A 16,899-nucleotide genomic window follows, 5' to 3' on the forward strand; every position below is an offset into this window, starting at 1 on the left:
TAGTCTTTAGCATCTAGCCATAAAAGATCGTCACAAAAAAAGCACGCTAAAATGGATTTAGCGTGCTTTTTTGTTGGCTCATTTACGTATTCAAGAGCATGTCTACATCTGCCGCTTAATTAAGTAGCCACCGAGCGCTGCACTACCGATAATCGGTAACAGCACCATAAGCATGGGCGAGAATCCTGTAGCAAGCGATATAAAGCCAACCAAGTCCTGAATGTAGCTAAAGAGCAGACCGAACAGTAGCGCCACTACGATACGCAAGCCCAAACTGTGTGTCCGTAGCGAGCCAAAGACGAATGAGCAAGCAACGATGACGAGCGACAATATTGATAAAGGTGACAGCAGTTTTTGCCAAAACGCCACTTCATGATCTAAGGATCGATTACCTTGTTGGCGCATAAAGGTGCGATGCTCGTACAGCTGCGTCAATGACAAGTCCTCTGCCTTGCGCGTTAGCAAGTACACCGACTCTGGGGCAAATGGTAAGCTGAGCGTATCTGATGGTGAGATGGCTTGGCTACTCTCAAAGCCCTGATTAATGCTAAGCTTGACCATATCATTTAGCTGCCACTCATAGCGATACTGCTCGCTTGGCTTGTCACTGGTCACATCGATAGGCTCACGCCCCGTATATTTTCCACCATTAGCATGAACGGCGGTTTGCAAATTACCATTATTATCCAAATGCCAGCGTTTGACCTCACCGATATTACCCGCAACATCGGCATAATCGATATACAAAATATCGCTGCCATCAGGTGTCGCGCTACCATCCGCTGCACTATCAAATCGTGGCTGTATCGTCCAATAGCCGCGCACCGAAGTGACTAGCGAGGTGTTGTCCTCATCGTTGATTTGCTTTGCCAATTGATTAGAATGCGGTAGCACGAACTGATTAATCGCCAATGCCAGTAGCACAAAAATCAAAGCAGGTTGTAATACCCAGCCGACGATACGATAGATGCTGACCCCAGCCGCGCGCATCACCACCAGCTCACTTTTATTGGCGAGTAAGCCCAATCCTATGACGGCACCGAGCAGCGCACCCGTTGGAATGAACTGCTCTAAGAAGTACGGCGAACGATAAAAGATATATTTAAGTGCCTGACCCATCGTATAACTGTCATCCAACGAATCCAGCTCTGATAAGTAAGAAAACACCAACTGCAGTGTCCATAAACCAACGACGGCTGCGATAATAGCAAGCAAGGCGTTGAGTTTGACATAACGGCCAAGGACTTTTAAATTGGCAGGTTTTTTGGCCAGTTGATCGGAGTCTGCAGACTTAGCAAATAAAGAGCGCATTAAGACTGCCCTCCTTGTGAGCTATTGTGTTGATTGTCCATACCGTTGATCGATGTGGCAGCAGCTAGCCTATTTTCTTGCTTACGAAAGCGCAATCGATGTTGCACACGGCTACCCCAATTCAGATAAAGCGCTAGCGCCATAAAGCCTAATACCAGCCATGCATATGCCCATACGCTAATGCTGCCTTTACTCACGGCATTCTTAAGCGAGATGATGCCTAGCGCACAACTGACAAACAATAAAATAGAGGGAAATAGACGCAGCCAACGCCCTTGACGTGGACGCACTTGCGCAAGCGGCACTGCCAGCATCGGTGCGATAATCATGAGCCATGGCAGTGCCAGACGGTAGCCAAGCTCACCTTGGGCGGCACGCAGCGCGTTATTTGTACCAGCTTGCGCGTCACCCGTTGCCGCTTGCCACAGCGGTCCAATTGGCTGGGTTTCAATATTGTCTTCAGTGATGACGTCTTGCGAGGATTCAGTCAGCGTGATGCGATAACGATCAAAGGCGACTTGATTGTACTTTAAACTGCCTGCGCCCACTTCGTAACGACGACCTTGGAACAAGTCCAACTGGGTCACACCACTATTGCCGGTATTGACCTGTTCAGCACGCTTGGCGAGCGTAATGGTATCTTTACTGATATCTTTTGCATCGCTGTTTATAATATCTTTTGGCATATCAGAGATACCCATTTGATCAGCGGTTTCTTGATCAATCGTATTATTCATGTCAGCGCTTTTGACAGTATTACCTTTTGGCGTCGGTTCAGACTGAATCAGTATCACATCTTGCAGTTTTTTCTTATCATCGCTGAGACTACCCACGTATAGATGGTAGTTACCGCTACTGATAAACTCATTCGGGCGAATCAAATCAAACGCACTGGTCAATGCTTGCTGCTGCCACACGGCCTCAGATGAGCGCACGCCCCATGGTTTGCCAACGATAGATAATGCCGCCTCACCAACAAACAACGCTAATATCAATGGCGTCATCAAGCGCGCCAGCCTACCGCGAGACACGCCGCTGGCATTGATAACGGCCATTTCTTGATCGACATATAGGCGACCAAACACCAGCATCAACGCGATAAAAAAGGCTAGCGGCAATATCAATTCTAGAAAATATGGCAGGTTGTACCCAATAATCGTGAAAAGTAAGCTGATATCCAAACGTCCTTCAGCAGCAATGCCAAAATAACGTATCAAACGACCGCCAAGCATCATTACTACCAAAAACCCCAGCACCAAAGCAGTGGTCGAGGCAACTTGTCGAGTCATATAGCGGCGTAATATCACAATGGGTACTCTTAAACAGTTGGTATGCGCATGATTGATTGGGGATTTATCGTCATATTTGAGCACAATAACAATGCATCATAGGCATCATATACGGTCAAATAAACAGTCAAATAATACTGACAATTACTGAGTAACTGATTAGTCCTACTCAACAAACACAAGTGACAAATATAACCGCTAATCCTAGCATGTTTTGCCTAAAAATGGCTGTGAAATGTGTTTGCAAACATTACGTACACCTTACTGATAGTGCATTACTATTAGTAGACGATAAATATATCAAATATTGGATAAATCGTTAGTAAAATGTTATATGGAATTGGTTTAACAGTGTTTTCTCCAATACGTTTTTTATTTATTTAGTTTGGAAAGGTTTGTTTGTCATTCGTATCATCGAACCTCTATCTCTGTTATTAATTGCTAGACTGGCTGACGGATAAAAATAATTTTATGTCATCTAATGTAATGGAGAATACCAATGACTAATACCACATCTACGCCCGCAACCCTACTTGAACTTGCTGGTGGTCAGTTCGATACGCTTGATTGGTCAAATTGCGCTATCGTACTTATCGACTATCAAAACGAATATGTTGATGGCGCGATGCCGCTGGGGCAAGCGGGCGCCAAAGCGATTGATAATGCGCGCCAGTTGCTCGACAAAGCCCGCAAGCAAGATGTCCCTATCTTTCACATCACCCATCATGGTGCAGAAAATGGCAATGTCTTTGATCCCTTATCATCTGACGTCGAGATAGTCGAGCAACTACAGCCGCATGATGGCGAAACCGTGATTGTCAAAAACCATCCCAATGCGTTTTATGATACGCAGCTACAATCACTACTCTCCTCTGCAAACAAACAACAAATTATTTTTGCGGGTTTCATGAGTCATATGTGCGTCAGCTCAACCGCCCGCGCCGCATTCGATTTGGGCTTTGACAGTTTTGTCTGTCACGACGCCTGTGCCACTCGCGATCTCCCAAGTGCTACTAGAAAAACCATCAGTGCTGAGGTCATGCATGACACCGCGATGGCAGCGCTACAGGACAGATTTAGTGCGTTAGTGACGACTGCTGAATTGGTTAATAATTAATTTGACACATTAATAGTCACTGTAATAAGTGCCGTATCTCATCATTCAATGTGCGTCATGAGCCAAGGCTCATGACGCACTAGGAATAGCTACATATATCGTCGCATTGTAGTGTAAATTGACACAGCAATATTGTTCGGACTTATTACCTAATCTTTGCAAACTACGCACTATCATCGCAATATGCTACACTATCGTGATTGCTCTATAGGCCAAATAATCTAATAATCTAACAGGCATAAGCAATTGCACTAGCTTTTTCATTAGCTCTATAATTCTCATAACTCTAATAAGGATAACTATATGAATATCAAATTATCTCAGCATCTGCCAAAGACTCATACGCAAAAAATTCTCAAAAAAGAAGCCAAAAGTAAAGACGACGCTTGTCTGGTTGTCTTGGTTGATGACAAGAAAAATATCCTAGCCGACTCTGTGTTGACTGACTATACCGCTCGTATTGAGCAATTGATTGAAGTCTCTCATTTTAAGGGAACAGCCTGTGAGACCGTTGCTGATTATGCATTGGCAGGGGATAAAAAAACCACCAAACAAAACCCTGTGCAGTTGTTATTGGTTGGTGTCGGTAACACGGACAAATTCAGCAATACCGTACTGCAAAAAATTGCCAAGACCATCTATAGCAGCACGCAAAAGCGTGTATCGTCTATTACCGTTGCACTAGGTGATGCGCTAGAAGAAAGCCATTTTGGTCAATTTGCCCTAAACCTATTGGCAGCCAGCTACCGCTTTGACAAATATAAATCTGAGCAAGCGACGCCTGTATTGACTGATGTTTATCTATTGGCAGATGACTCACTACAGCCTGCACTCGCATTTGCTGAGGCAGTATTCGCCGGTCAAAGCCTCACTCGTGACGTCGCTAATGAGCCAGGTAATATTTGCTTCCCTGCGTATATGGCAGAACAAGCACAAGAACTTGCAAAAACCTATCCTGACCTATTGACCGTCAAGGTATTGGGTGAAGAAGAGATGTCAGCGTTAGGGATGAACTGCTTTTTATCAGTGGCCCAAGGCTCTACCAAAGAAGGTCAGCTTGTCATCATGGAGTACCGCGGTAAATCCTCATTTAGTGCAAACGCTGGCACCACTGAGCAGACGATTAGCAATGCTAAAGTGACTGGTCTAAAAAAAGCGCTCACTGATAAACTACCAACCAAGAAATCTGCTAAGAAAGCCGACAAAGCTAGCGACGATAATGCACAAGCTAGCAATGATGATGCGCCTATCGTCTTGGTCGGTAAAGGCGTGACCTTTGATTCAGGCGGTATCTCAATCAAGCCAGGTGCGGCAATGGATGAGATGAAGTTTGATATGGGTGGCTCAGCCTCAGTGCTCGGTACCATCAAAGCCTTATGTGAAGCACGTCTACCGATTAACGTAGTGGGCGCGCTCGCCTGTGCTGAAAACATGCCATCAGGTGATGCCACACGTCCAGGCGATATTGTCAAAGCCATGAATGGTAAATCTGTTGAAATCTTGAACACCGATGCCGAAGGTCGTTTAGTGTTGGCTGATACCTTATGCTATGTACAGCGCTATAATCCAAAAGCCATCATCGATGTTGCAACGTTGACGGGTGCTTGTGTGGTTGCATTAGGCCATGTGCGTTCGGCAGTCTTTAGTAACGATGAAGATGTATTATTTGATCTAGAGAATGCGAGCAATTTATCAGGTGATCTTATCTGGCACATGCCACTAGACGACGAGTATCAAGCACTGATTGACTCACCTATTGCTGATATCCAAAATATCGGTGGTAAAGGTGCGGGCGCAGTGACTGCCGCTTGCTTCTTATCTCGTTTCATTGAAGAAGGTCAGGCATGGGCGCATTTAGACATCGCTGGTACCGCATGGAACTCAGGTAAAGATAAAGCAGCAACTGGGCGTCCAGTACCGCTATTTATGCAATATCTAAAAAACAGCGCGGATATGGCTTAATCGATTAATGGCAGTGCATTAATGACCGTTTATTGATAAATGCTATTTTATAAAACACTTTATGAAAACCATTCTATGAAGATCAGTTTTTATGTATTAAGTGAGAGTAAAGCCCAAGATTTCTTGGGCTTTATTTGTCAGTTGACTCAGACAGCACTGAACAAAAGCACGCAGTCCTTGCTGATTCTTGTCGACGATGAGACATTACTGTCAACGCTAGATGAGGCGCTTTGGGCACAAGATGCCACGAGCTTTATCCCACATCAATGCCTGTCGGATATTTATTCTAAAGCCGCTGACTCTAACGCCAACAAATCGTTAGCACCCGTATTGCTTGGCAGTTATATGCCAGCAGACTTTAATGGTATCGTGCTCAATACGACGACGCGTCCGGTGACTGACTTTATGGCTGCGACCAATAATGCCAAGCCATCTCGAGTCCTTGAGCTAATCAGACCTGATGCCACCAGTACCCAAGAAGGTCGCCATAAATATAAAGCCTATCAGCAATTAGGCTATGAGTTAACCCATTTTAAGGTATAGCGCTGCCGTTCACTTCTCTCTGCGCTTCATCACTACTTTCAATATCTCATTAACTAGCCATTTGCGCTAATTAGCCTTCGTCTATATTTGCTCCACATTTGAGCACACTCGTTATATTTTGCCTGTTACCCTTCGCTTTATGCATCGCCTCCACTGCTATGAGTGGTATGCGAATATGTCAAAAAATGCTACCATCCCTCGATAAATTTTTCGCTCAAACAATTCATTTACTTTTGACAAACGTCGAGGATGTACAAATGCGTTCATTGATTGCGATGTATCAGCGTATCGGGCTGGTGCCGCTCATTATTATTGGTTTGGTGTTAGGTGTGCTGATCGGTTGGCTCGCACCAAGTATCGGTACTGCAATAGGCCTGCTTGGTACGCTGTTTGTCGGCGCCCTAAAAGCAGTGGCTCCCGTACTGGTATTCATTCTGGTCATGGCAGCGATCAGCCAGCATCGCAGTGGTAATGAAGTCTATGTCAAGCCTGTGCTCATTATGTACATGTTCGGCACTTTTTTGGCAGCGCTAACAGCAGTCGGTGCCAGCTTTTTATTCCCGACTGACTTGGTCTTGATCAACGCTGATATCGCACAAGTACCACCTGCCGACTTAAAAGAAGTGTTGACGAATTTGTTGATGAATTTGGTCGCCAATCCGGTCAATGCCATCGCAGAAGCCAATTATATCGGCATCTTGGCATGGGCAATCATTATTGGTTTCGCCTTGCGTCAAGCCAGTGACACGGCGCGCACTGTCGTGGGTGACTTTGCTGATGCCATCTCACAAGTGGTTAAGTGGATTATTGCTCTAGCGCCGTTTGGTATTTTGGGCTTGGTTGCTAGTACGGTCGCTGAGACAGGTTTTGCTTCCTTGGCAGGTTATGCTCGTATTTTGATGGTGCTCATCAGCTGTATGCTGTTTATCGCTCTGGTCGCAAATCCGCTTATTGTTCTTGTTAAGACGGGTAAAAACCCATATCCATTGGTATTCAAATGTCTACGCGAATCAGGTATCACCGCATTCTTTACGCGCAGTTCAGCTGCCAACATTCCCGTCAATATGAACCTTGCACGTAAGCTTGGATTGCACGAGGACACTTATTCAGTAACCATTCCACTGGGTGCGACCATCAACATGGCGGGTGCTGCGATTACTATTAACGTATTAACGCTTGCCGCTGCTCACACGTTGGGTATCGAAGTGACGTTTGCTTCAGCGCTTTTATTAAGTCTGGTCGCGACGATTAGTGCTTGCGGTGCTTCTGGTGTTGCTGGTGGTTCGTTGCTGCTGATTCCATTAGCAGCGAGCTTATTTAGCATACCTAATGACATTGCTATGCAAGTGGTTGCGATTGGTTTTATCATCGGCGTGATTCAAGACTCGGCAGAGACGGCTCTGAACTCGTCAACTGATGTTTTATTTACCGCAGCGGCTGACCCTACTTATTCACGTTAGTTTTTAGCAAAGCATTTTCTGCAAATATAAAAAAGGGCCTTTAGCTGGCCCTTTTTTTATGCGGTATTTTTAGGTTTTAACTACTTCAAATTGTCTACATCAATTTCGATTACTGGTGTTTGCATCTCTATTTGACGTTTTAGTTGACGTAGCTGCTCAACCTCATCTAACAGCTCAAGTATCAATCCAATGGCAGGTACGCTGGCATCAAAATCACGGCTGAGTCGTGAGGCACGGCGCACGGTTGTCAGCTGGTAGCCAGTGAATTGCTCACGTTCTGGCACATCGTATTCAATAATACTTTCTTCAATCAATTCGATGACCCATTGGCGCTCTTGGCCACAAGCAGAGACAAGCTCATCTAAGCTCATAATGATATCGGTAAATTCAGGCGAGTGGTTCATAGCTATTATCCTCGTTTTCTCTTTATTTCATCCTTGGTGCATTCATCTCTATGACTAACTATAATGATGAATGTCGACCATCAAGCGCATGGATTAACGGTTGATAGTGGTGTCGGCAAAGGCTTGCTTGAGCTGCTCATAAGCCTGTCTTGCCGCATCGCTACTGACATCAGGGTTGATGATATTTAAGGTTAAGTATAAGTCGCCCGCTTGCTTGGCAGGGATACCTTTACCCTTTAGACGTAGATTGCTACCCGACTTGCTGTTTTTGGGAATAGTCACACCAAGCGTGCCAGCTGGCGTGCTGACATTGATTTTTTCACCCAGTGCGGCTTCCCATGGTGCGATATTGACAGTCTGGTAAACGTCTGCACCTTCTATACGAATATTGGCATCATGGCGAATTTTAACTTTTAAGAACAAATCACCATTTTTGCCGTTGCTACTGCCAGCAGCACCTTGTCCGCTCAAGCGAATTTGCTTACCATCGGTGATGCCTTTTGGAATTTTGATTTTGAGTGTCTTGTTGTCGTAGCTCACCTCACCATTAGGCTGACGCACAGGGACGTTTAGCTTGATGCTATAATCATCACCTTGATAGACTGAAGATAGATCAACCGTAATCTCTGCATGTTGATCCTGACCTTTGCTATCTTGTGCACCAAACCCACCGCCAAATTGGTCAAATCCTTGACTTTGAGAGCGACCACCTGCCTGTCCACTAGCCGACCCACGCGCCCCGCGACCAAACGCTGAAAAGATATCATCGAAACGAAAGCCGCCATCGCCAAACGCCTCACCATCGCCGAACTGGCCTTTGATGTCTTCCCAACGAAAGCCGCCTTGAGACGCACCAGCCTGTCCACCAAACCCACCCGCACCGCTTTGCCCTGCAAATGGGTTGTTCAACATCGCATCGTATTCAGCACGCTTGTCTTCATCTCTAATCGTTTCGTAAGCGTTATTAATCTCCGCAATCTTGTTATCAGCATCTGGATCATCGCTGACATCAGGGTGAAACTGACGTACCAGCTTACGGTATTTTTTTTTGATATCAGCGGCTGAGGCGTCTTTTTTAACCCCTAAAATGTCATAGTAGTTTTTCTCTGCCATGTTATTTTTCCTCAAAATAAAAACGCATTAGTGATATCGGTCTACCAGTTTCAAACGATACGCTATAAACGGCTACTGGATCTCGATACAACCATTTTTTATAGTCCATACTTCATGATAGCAATAATAAAAATAAATACCGTTATATAAATATTAACAGTCATGACGTGAAGCTGTGCTAAGACTTTGAAATGTATATGAATAAGTATTTCTACTTTGAGAGGGATATTTTTTAATTTATAAATATTTTTTATAAAGCGCTCAAAATAGTATTTAATTCTTTATATCAGCATATTAGAAACAATTTAGAAAGTTTTAATTACATTTAATTGTCAGTGTTTTCATAGGTATAAACCGATTTAATGATGCTATATCGATAGTCTTTGTATTTATATATTACCTATTTACATTATATTATTCGCTTTCTAGTATTTTGTTGACCTCTTTATAAGAATCACTCTCTATAAGCGCATTTGTATCAATTATGACATCAATTTTTTTACCAAAACTGTCTTTTTCTTCTTAAAAAACAAGTATTTGACCTGATGAGTTTTTTACACAGCTGTAATAATATGACAATCTCATTCTTGTAAAATCCCCTCATTATTCATACTCGTAGGGGGTATGACAACATAGGCAAGAGTAGCTGTCTATCTCATAAACTGCTTAAAGGTAATGAATGTCTTATTTAATCAAGTCTTTGGTTGTCACACTATCACTGTTACTGAGCACAACTCTTTTTGCTGCTAATACCAGTTATTATGGTAGTAAGTTTCATGGCAAACGCACAGCGAGTGGTAGCATCTTTAACATGAACTCTCTCACAGCTGCACACAAAACTCTGCCGTTTGGTACGAAAGTACAGGTGACCAACCAAAAAACAAAAGAAAGTGTCGTGGTCAAAATCACAGACCGAGGCCCCTATATTAGCGGCCGTATTCTTGATTTATCAAAAGCTGCTGCCAGTCAAATAGATTGCCAGTTATGTACGACAACGATGAAAATCCTCTCTTATGGTGATGGTAAGTATCGTAAAGAATAATGTTGCAAAAAACGATGTAAAAAAAGGGAGGGCTGACGCCCTCCCTTTTTTATGTTTGATTACTTAAGAGAAAAATCGCTCAACAGCCAAATCTCATATGACTTGCTACTAAAATTCAGCTTCCATTTCTTCTAACGTCGTCATCGATAGCAATAACTTTTCTTCCTTATCGCTATGCTGCTGCTGTAGCGCGGTTTGCTCATTGAGCAAGACAAGCAAATCAGACTTACGACTTTCTTCATACAAATCCGTATCGGCCAGCTTTTCTTCTAGCGTTGCAAGCTGTTCATCAATCTTGGCCAATGCTTTTTCAGTCTCTTCAATCTCACGGCGGATGGGTGCGGTACGTTTGCGCTGCTCTGCCGCCAGTTTACGTTGTTCTTCTTTACTAAGCGCAGGCGTCGTCACTTTACTTTTTGATGAATTATCAGACGCTTTATTGTTTACCTGATTACTTACTTGATTACTTACCTGACCATTATTTGTTTCACGTGAAACGAATTTTTTACTCTCTTTTTTGCTTTTCTTCTTACTAGTACTTTTGTCTGATGCGTTTTCTTGCTTACGCTTTTCTGCCAACCATTTACCGTAGTCGCTGATGTCACCGTCGAACTCATCAATTCTGCCATCATGTACCAGATACAGCTCATCACAGACGTTAGCAATCAACTCGCGATCATGCGAAACCAATACCACGGCGCCTTGGAAACCTTGCAAGGCAATGGTCAATGCTTGGCGCATTTGTAAGTCCAAATGGTTGGTTGGCTCATCGAGTACAAGAACGTTGGGGCGTTGCCAGACAATCAGTGCTAAGGTCAAACGCGCACGCTCGCCACCAGAGAATAACTCACTTGGCGTATCGATGCGATCCCCGCGGAAGTCAAAGCTGCCCAAAAATGAACGTAACAATGCATCAGAGGTTTTGCCTGCTAGGCGTCGCAGCATCTCTATCGGCGTTGCTTTGGCATCCAGGATATCCATTTGATGCTGGTTAAAATAGCCAAGCTTTAGGGTATCAGAGACACGATAGGTGCCTGTTAACACCCCAAGCTCACCGACCAATGCCTTGATAAGTGTTGATTTACCTGCACCATTCATACCTAGCAAGCCGATACGCGTATCTGGTGTTACTTGCACGTTGGCATTGCGTAGCAGTGGCGTCTCGCTATAGCCAATATCTGCGTGGGTCAGCTCAATCAATGGTGAGCTCATGTTTGCTGGCTCATAAAATTGGAACGAGAACGGATTGTCCGCCATCATCGGTGACAGCTCTGCCATACGCTCTAGCTGTTTGATACGGCTCTGTGCTTGCTTGGCTTTACTGGCTTTGGCGCGGAAACGACGAATGAAGTCATCTAAATGTGCCTTGGTCGCTTCTTGCTTCTCAAACGCTTGCTGCTGCTGCGCCATACGCTCGTGACGCGTGCGAATAAACTGCTGATAGTTACCCGTATAAAGGGTGATTTTTTGCTGCTCGACATGCAAGATATGACCGACCGTGGCGTCCAAAAATGCTTGGTCATGCGAGATTACGATGACCAGACCCATGTAAGCATTGATCCAAGTCTCCAGCCACAGAATAGCATCTAAGTCCAAATGGTTGGTCGGCTCATCGAGTAGCATCAGATCAGCGCGGCTCATCAAGGTTTTGGCAAGATTCAAACGCATACGCCAACCACCAGAAAACCCTTCTACTGGCAGTTCATGCTGGCTGGTATTAAAGCCCAGACCTGCCATGATTTGCGCCGCTTTAGTCGGCGTGCGATAGCCATCAATTTCATCGAACTGCTGATGCAAGACGCCAATTTGCTCATCACTGACGCTGCTTAAGTCATTGAGGGCCGTATTGATTTCATACCACTGCTCATCACCGCTGAGTACATAATCGACCGCAGACTGCGTCGTCGCACCCACTTCCTGCGCCATATGTGCCACATGCCAGCTATCTGGGATACTGACCTCACCTCTATCGAGCGTGACTTCGGTATCGCCCTTGCCCATTTGCGTCAACAATAAGGCAAACAAAGTCGATTTGCCGGTGCCGTTGTTGCCTGTTAAGCCAACTTTGTGACCCGGATGTAGCTGAAAGCTTGCACCTGCAAACAATTCACGACCATCACGGCGAACACCAACGTCTTTAAATTCGATCATATAATTTCTTCATCTCAGCAATAATATAAATATAGGGCAATAAGAAACACACATAGGGTATGCCAACTGGCGGCTATTATTTCAAACGCTTGCCACATAGGCAAACAATTAAATAACTATTTCAAAACGAAGTGTTTTAAAATTAAGTATTTATGCCAATGACCCTAGATTATATAATCCTTGTCAGCCTATCGATACGAATGACTATCATAAGACTTTTGGCAGTCATATATTCTCGCACAAATCATGAGTACAGCCTTGATAGCTATAAAAGTTTTGATTCATCCGTTCTGGTGAGGACGATGACTCTTGACAAGCGAATGAATACCCCCATTATGATATACTGCTAAAGATAAGTGCTCACCATCAATAAAGTGCTTTGGTGGCACAAACACCGTATTGATATTGCACAAACAGCTTATAATGCACCAATAGCTTTGCCATAACGACAGCACCCAATTAAATCAAACGCCGTGCGTATCTTTATTTGCAATCATTTTATTGCAAACCCAAACAGGACGACGACCGCATTTGATCCTAGCAACTGAGGTAGATATGAACGAATCAGCCAACCAATTTAATCCAAGCTCAAATCAGCCAGTAGATCCTACGGTATTAAGCCTAACCGACAGTGCGGCACAAAAAGTACGTCGTCTGCGCGAAGAGGAAGGTGATAGCGAGCTTATGCTACGCGTCTATGTGACGGGCGGCGGCTGTTCAGGTTTCTCTTACGGATTTAACTTTGCCAACGACTTAAATGAAGACGATGCCAATTTTGATAATGGTGATGTGACTTTGGTTGTTGACTCACTAAGCTATCAATATTTGCAAGGCTCTATCGTTGACTACACTGAAGGGTTAGAAGGCGCACGTTTTGTCGTGACCAACCCAAATGCAACCACCACTTGCGGCTGTGGCTCGTCGTTTTCTATTTAAACTGACGACAACGCCATGACTGTATGGATGATGCCATGGTGCGTTGGCACTGTGTTTGATGGCTTAGAGCATGACCGTCAAAGCATCTATCTCTTGGGTAGATGCTTTTTTTGGCTAACGAATTTGACTTAAAATATTAAGTAAAATCTAGACCATTCGGCTCGCCTAAAGCTTATCGTATTTGTAATTGTTCGTGGTTTTAACCACGGCTTTGAGCTAAACTGACGGGATTATTGACCGAACATTTACCTCTTTTATGGACAAACGCCCATCGTGTTTTGATCCGCCATAATGAATAACAATAGATGACTATTATGAGTAATTTTGCGAGTAGCTTTGTTAATTTTGACATTCCCAATTGGTTTGACAGCCAGCATTTAACGGGTATGCTTCGTGGTATCGAAAAAGAAGGCCTTCGCGTGAAGCCTGATGGTTTTTTGGCACAGACACCGCATCCAGCCAAATTGGGATCAAAATTGACCCACCCTTTTATTACTACCGATTATTCAGAAAGCCTACTTGAACTTATCACTGAACCAAAAGCTTCGCCAAAAGAGACACTCAATATGCTGCGCCAATTGCATGTATTGGTGTATCAAGGTATGCCGGAAGGCGAGCTGATGTGGCCACTATCAATGCCTTGCATGTTGTCTTCTAAAGATGAAGATATCCCACTGGCTGATTATGGTAGCTCCAATACGGGCAAGCTAAAAACCCTTTATCGCAGCGGTCTTGGTATCCGCTATGGTCGCCGTATGCAGACAATCGCAGGGTTACATTACAATCTATCTTTTGGTGACACGCTCTTTGAAACGTGGCAAGCGCAAACCTCAACGGCACAAGAGCAGACGCTAACAGAGTTCAAAAACGAGAAATACCTAGGGCTTATTCGCAACTTTAAGCGACTGACCAGCCTTGTGTTGTATTTATTGGGTGCAAGTCCAAGCGTATGTCCTTGTTTTGTTGCAGGGCGCGAGCATGACTTAGAACTATTAAATGACTCAACCTACTATAAGCCGACTGCCACCAGTCTGCGTATGGGCAAGCTTGGCTACACCAATAGCGTGCAAGAGCAGCTAGATATTCGTTATAACTATTTGCCAGAGTATGTCGCTGGACTACGCCGCGCGATCCAAACACCGCATGAGAGCTTTGCTAAGCTTGGTCTGGAAGATGAAGATGGTAATCCAATTCAGATCAATAATCATATCCTTCAGATAGAAAATGAATACTATAGCCCTATCCGTCCTAAGCAAATTGCGATGAGTGGTGAGACACCAACCGAAGCGCTTGAGCGTCGCGGTATTGCTTACGTTGAGTTTCGTGCTATTGATCTCGATCCTTATAGCGATGTTGGTATTCGTCTCTCTAGTGCTTGCTTCTTAGAAGTCATGGCGCTCTACTGTCTATTCAGCGATTCACCTGATTTGCTGCCTGAAGAAGAAGAGACACTCGCTATTAACCTAGAGCGTGTGGTCAACGAAGGTCGCCGTGAAGGTTTACACATCATCAATAACGGTCAAGAGCAATCGCTTGAAGGCTGGATGCTGATGCATCTGGAGCGTATGCAGCCACTTGCCGCATTGCTAGACGCTCACTACGGTGGTAACGACTACCGTGCAGCAGTTGCGCTAATGCAAGGCAAAGCAGGGCACTCTGAGTCGACGATCTCCGCGCAAGTGAACTCTGATAGCAAACGTTTAGGCAGTCTATGGCAGCTTGGCTTTACATTGGCGCAGCAGCATCGCGAGTCATTATTACAGCAGACTCTCAGTCCAAACACCCAAGCGAAATATGAAGTATTGGCAGAAAAGTCTATCTTGCAGCAGGCTGATATTGAAAAGTCTGAGACAGAAGACTTTATGGACTTTTTACAGCAGTATCGCTAGACCTGATTGCCTCCTAACCTCTGTATAGATGAAACCATAAGAGTAACGCACCATGCGACAGCTGACCACTTACCGTAACTTGCAAATATTTTTAGTATTGATGGCCATAATAGGCATGAGTTTTGCGCTGTTTTATTTGCAGCGTCATTTAGGGCTTTCGCCTTGCCCGCTCTGTATTTTTCAGCGTATTGGTCTAATAGTCATGGGCGGTTTTGCGCTGATATCAGCATTGTTTAATCCAAAATCCAAAGTGGTGAAGTTGCTATTATGGCTTGGTAGTCTGGCAGGCATTGGCTGGTCTACTGCTGTCGCTATACGCCATGTTTGGCTACAGCACCTACCTGCCGATCAAGTACCGTCATGCGGCCCAGGTTTGGACTATTGGCTAGATACCTTGCCTATGTTGCAAGTGTTCAAAGAAGTATTTGCAGGTTCTGGTGAGTGTGCTTCTATCGATTGGACGTTTGTCGGACTTAGTATCCCTGAGCTGTCGTTGATCCTATTTAGCGTACTTCTTGTGGCGCATGGGGTGATATTGTGGCGTATCGTACGACCTATTACCAATCAGTCTATCGCTCGATAGTTCATTAAAATCGCTTTATATTTTACCGTTATCACTTCTTTCTAAACAGACATTCATACTTTGCTATGCAATGTCTGTTTTATTATCTGCGACTGTTAAACCTCTCTTATTACCTATGTTAGACAAACCGATAGAGCCTACTTTGCCATACCGAGCATATTGAACACAACAAAAAGTCCACAGATATATCTATAACCCTTTGATACCTTTAGACAGCCTATTTTTTTAGTGAGTAGTTATGAGAGCTCCGTCGCTTTTGAGCGATGAATTGTCTATATTTCAAAGATCAGGTACGCTCTCAAATTCCAATATTTATATTATCGCAAATTTTATACGACCCATTGTCTCGCGTTTTTGGTAACGATATTTGCTTAATGTTACCGATAGCATGGGTGATTTTTAGACACACTATTTAAAAAACTGTTTTGGTATGACCATGATATATCTTGCACCTATTTGCTCTACCACATCTACTGTCATTAGACGCTGGGGACCGTTCTTATTAGCGGTACCACTCTGTGTGCTATTGATAGGCTGTGATAGCGCCTCCTCGAATTCTGATCAAGACATGAGGACTAAAGCTTCATTTGTCGATGCGTCAGCAGAGTCTGATCCGCAGAGCACATCAGAAGAGATAGAAAGCGACAGTATGTCTGAGTCAAATCCCGATGACAGTTTGAATGAATCTACAGAAGGGCAATCACTTATTGCTGCTGCCCAATCCAGTAATGAGGGGCATATGCATCCTTCTACTATACACTCGGAATCAAACAGTAGTGCGCTGCAAGCCACGCTAATGGGTGATTATGGTGGTATGGTGCCTTGTGAAGACTGCGATAGTATTGATGTCACTTTGAACCTATTTTCTGATGGTTCTGTATTAAAATCTAGCACCTATCACGATGCTGAACAGCAGCGCGCACCATTACTTGAGTCTGGCGTTTATCGTCAAGACAAAGACAAAATTACCATTGTATATGAAGACAAACATATTGAGTCTTATTATATTCAAGACAATCATCTGATTTTGATAGATGAGCAAAAAAACCTAAATAATGACTATACGTTGTCACGTAAATAGACAGCAGATGCTTGGTAT

14 protein-coding genes are annotated in these 16,899 nt (G+C 44.1%); 9 read left to right on the top strand and 5 right to left on the bottom strand.

Annotated elements, in window-relative coordinates; all coding sequences use genetic code 11:
• Nucleotides 1-102: 102 nt before the first annotated feature.
• On the bottom strand, nt 103-1,311 hold the full coding sequence (gene lptG, locus QO189_RS04790) for an LPS export ABC transporter permease LptG (protein ID WP_371531745.1): 1,209 nt from the start codon (nt 1,309-1,311) through the stop codon (nt 103-105).
• Entirely contained in the window at nt 1,311-2,600 is a 1,290-nt protein-coding gene (lptF, locus tag QO189_RS04795) for an LPS export ABC transporter permease LptF (RefSeq protein WP_371531746.1), read from the bottom strand. Before lptF ends, lptG begins: the two co-directional genes overlap by 1 nt.
• A 499-nt stretch (nt 2,601-3,099) precedes the next feature.
• Here lptF and QO189_RS04800 point away from each other — a divergent pair, with 499 nt between their 5' ends.
• The 4 genes from QO189_RS04800 to sstT all read left to right on the top strand — a co-directional run bounded on the left by QO189_RS04800 (nt 3,100) and on the right by sstT (nt 7,682).
• Nucleotides 3,100-3,717, top strand: coding sequence for a cysteine hydrolase family protein (locus tag QO189_RS04800; RefSeq protein WP_371531747.1), 618 nt, complete (start codon nt 3,100-3,102; stop codon nt 3,715-3,717).
• 303 nt (nt 3,718-4,020) lie between these two features.
• Nucleotides 4,021-5,679, top strand: a complete 1,659-nt coding sequence (locus QO189_RS04805; protein WP_371531748.1) for a leucyl aminopeptidase — start codon at nt 4,021-4,023, stop codon at nt 5,677-5,679.
• 75 nt (nt 5,680-5,754) lie between these two features.
• Nucleotides 5,755-6,222 (top strand): DNA polymerase III subunit chi, encoded by a 468-nt coding sequence (locus QO189_RS04810; protein ID WP_371531749.1) that lies wholly within the window; start codon nt 5,755-5,757, stop codon nt 6,220-6,222.
• Nucleotides 6,223-6,479: 257 nt separating this feature from the next.
• Nucleotides 6,480-7,682, top strand: coding sequence for a serine/threonine transporter SstT (sstT, locus tag QO189_RS04815; protein WP_201599453.1), 1,203 nt, complete (start codon nt 6,480-6,482; stop codon nt 7,680-7,682).
• A gap of 80 nt (nt 7,683-7,762) precedes the next feature.
• Here the strand turns inward: sstT and QO189_RS04820 are convergent, their stop codons facing one another.
• A complete protein-coding gene (locus tag QO189_RS04820; protein WP_201599452.1) occupies nt 7,763-8,086 on the bottom strand; it encodes a chaperone modulator CbpM in 324 nt (107 codons plus the stop codon).
• 93 nt (nt 8,087-8,179) lie between these two features.
• Nucleotides 8,180-9,199: a DnaJ C-terminal domain-containing protein gene (locus QO189_RS04825; protein ID WP_371531750.1), complete on the bottom strand. Its 1,020-nt coding sequence runs from the start codon at nt 9,197-9,199 to the stop codon at nt 8,180-8,182.
• A 679-nt stretch (nt 9,200-9,878) separates the two neighbouring features.
• Between QO189_RS04825 and QO189_RS04830 the strand changes: the two genes are divergently transcribed.
• The gene (locus QO189_RS04830; protein ID WP_201599450.1) at nt 9,879-10,241 is read left to right on the top strand and encodes a septal ring lytic transglycosylase RlpA family protein; all 363 of its coding nucleotides are present in this window, start codon (nt 9,879-9,881) and stop codon (nt 10,239-10,241) included.
• 108 nt (nt 10,242-10,349) lie between these two features.
• Here the strand turns inward: QO189_RS04830 and QO189_RS04835 are convergent, their stop codons facing one another.
• Nucleotides 10,350-12,392: an ABC-F family ATP-binding cassette domain-containing protein gene (locus tag QO189_RS04835; RefSeq protein WP_371531751.1), complete on the bottom strand. Its 2,043-nt coding sequence runs from the start codon at nt 12,390-12,392 to the stop codon at nt 10,350-10,352.
• Between the two features lie 555 nt (nt 12,393-12,947).
• Here QO189_RS04835 and erpA point away from each other — a divergent pair.
• The 4 genes from erpA (at nt 12,948) to QO189_RS04855 (ending at nt 16,881) form a co-directional block, all read left to right on the top strand.
• Nucleotides 12,948-13,328: an iron-sulfur cluster insertion protein ErpA gene (erpA, locus tag QO189_RS04840; protein WP_371531752.1), complete on the top strand. Its 381-nt coding sequence runs from the start codon at nt 12,948-12,950 to the stop codon at nt 13,326-13,328.
• Nucleotides 13,329-13,642: 314 nt separating this feature from the next.
• Nucleotides 13,643-15,217: a glutamate--cysteine ligase gene (gene gshA, locus QO189_RS04845; protein ID WP_371531753.1), complete on the top strand. Its 1,575-nt coding sequence runs from the start codon at nt 13,643-13,645 to the stop codon at nt 15,215-15,217.
• Nucleotides 15,218-15,269: 52 nt separating this feature from the next.
• On the top strand, nt 15,270-15,800 hold the full coding sequence (locus tag QO189_RS04850; RefSeq protein WP_371531754.1) for a disulfide bond formation protein B: 531 nt from the start codon (nt 15,270-15,272) through the stop codon (nt 15,798-15,800).
• Nucleotides 15,801-16,236: 436 nt separating this feature from the next.
• Complete coding sequence (locus QO189_RS04855) at nt 16,237-16,881, top strand: copper resistance protein NlpE N-terminal domain-containing protein (protein ID WP_371531755.1); 645 nt, start codon at nt 16,237-16,239, stop codon at nt 16,879-16,881.
• Nucleotides 16,882-16,899: the final 18 nt, after the last annotated feature.

This window comes from Psychrobacter sp. Arc29 (genome assembly GCF_041431175.1).
Taxonomy (GTDB): Bacteria; Pseudomonadota; Gammaproteobacteria; order Pseudomonadales; family Moraxellaceae; genus Psychrobacter.

Excerpts from the sequence above, each read along its gene's own strand:
- lptG (WP_371531745.1), bottom strand. The coding sequence starts at position 1,311 with ATGCGCTCTTTATTTGCTAAGTCTGCAGACTCCGATCAACTGGCCAAA.
- lptF (WP_371531746.1), bottom strand. The coding sequence starts at position 2,600 with ATGACTCGACAAGTTGCCTCGACCACTGCTTTGGTGCTGGGGTTTTTG.
- QO189_RS04800 (WP_371531747.1), top strand. The coding sequence starts at position 3,100 with ATGACTAATACCACATCTACGCCCGCAACCCTACTTGAACTTGCTGGT.
- QO189_RS04805 (WP_371531748.1), top strand. The coding sequence starts at position 4,021 with ATGAATATCAAATTATCTCAGCATCTGCCAAAGACTCATACGCAAAAA.
- QO189_RS04810 (WP_371531749.1), top strand. The coding sequence starts at position 5,755 with ATGAAGATCAGTTTTTATGTATTAAGTGAGAGTAAAGCCCAAGATTTC.
- sstT (WP_201599453.1), top strand. The coding sequence starts at position 6,480 with ATGCGTTCATTGATTGCGATGTATCAGCGTATCGGGCTGGTGCCGCTC.
- QO189_RS04820 (WP_201599452.1), bottom strand. The coding sequence starts at position 8,086 with ATGAACCACTCGCCTGAATTTACCGATATCATTATGAGCTTAGATGAG.
- QO189_RS04825 (WP_371531750.1), bottom strand. The coding sequence starts at position 9,199 with ATGGCAGAGAAAAACTACTATGACATTTTAGGGGTTAAAAAAGACGCC.
- QO189_RS04830 (WP_201599450.1), top strand. The coding sequence starts at position 9,879 with ATGTCTTATTTAATCAAGTCTTTGGTTGTCACACTATCACTGTTACTG.
- QO189_RS04835 (WP_371531751.1), bottom strand. The coding sequence starts at position 12,392 with ATGATCGAATTTAAAGACGTTGGTGTTCGCCGTGATGGTCGTGAATTG.
- erpA (WP_371531752.1), top strand. The coding sequence starts at position 12,948 with ATGAACGAATCAGCCAACCAATTTAATCCAAGCTCAAATCAGCCAGTA.
- gshA (WP_371531753.1), top strand. The coding sequence starts at position 13,643 with ATGAGTAATTTTGCGAGTAGCTTTGTTAATTTTGACATTCCCAATTGG.
- QO189_RS04850 (WP_371531754.1), top strand. The coding sequence starts at position 15,270 with ATGCGACAGCTGACCACTTACCGTAACTTGCAAATATTTTTAGTATTG.
- QO189_RS04855 (WP_371531755.1), top strand. The coding sequence starts at position 16,237 with ATGATATATCTTGCACCTATTTGCTCTACCACATCTACTGTCATTAGA.